The sequence below is a fragment of the Mesorhizobium sp. WSM4850 genome (assembly GCF_055811735.1).
Window position 1 is genome coordinate 112,225 of sequence record NZ_JBVVPV010000007.1, and the last position, 519, is coordinate 112,743.

The following is a 519-nucleotide window of genomic DNA, read 5'->3' on the forward strand; positions in this document are numbered from 1 at the left end:
CCAGGTCGAGAAGCTGGCCGAAGGCCGCGACCTGCTCAGACGCGCATTGGAAGCCGACCTCAATACCATCAAGGGTGTCGTCGCCGATCAGTCTCAGCAGCTGACCGAGAATCGCGCAGAGTTCGCGCGGGCGCTGGAGGCCGATCTCGGCGGTGTCAATGGTCTTGTGAACAGCCACGCCGAGAAGCTCATCCAGGACCGCTCAATCCTGTCCAAGGCGCTCGAAGACGATCTCGCCAAGCTGGCGGAAAGCCGGTCGAGCATCGACGGGCTGGTTTCCGGCCAGGTCGAGAAGCTGGCCGAAGGCCGCGACATCCTCAGACGTGCGCTGGAAGCAGACCTCAACACCATCAAGGGTGTCGTCGCCGACCAGTCTCAGCAGCTGACCGACAATCGCGCAGAGTTTGCGCGGGCGCTGGAGGCCGACCTCGGCAGCGTCAACGGTCTTGTGAACAGCCACGCCGAGAAGCTCATCCAGGACCGCTCAATCCTGTCCAAGGCGCTCGAAGACGATCTCGC

The 519-nt window shown here is 63.2% G+C and carries 1 protein-coding gene; it reads left to right on the forward strand.

Going from position 1 to position 519, the window contains the following annotated elements; genetic code table 11:
- Positions 1-519 (forward strand): hypothetical protein (locus tag AC0L2Z_RS10490; RefSeq protein ID WP_473627861.1); only part of this gene is annotated, 519 nt, incomplete at both ends.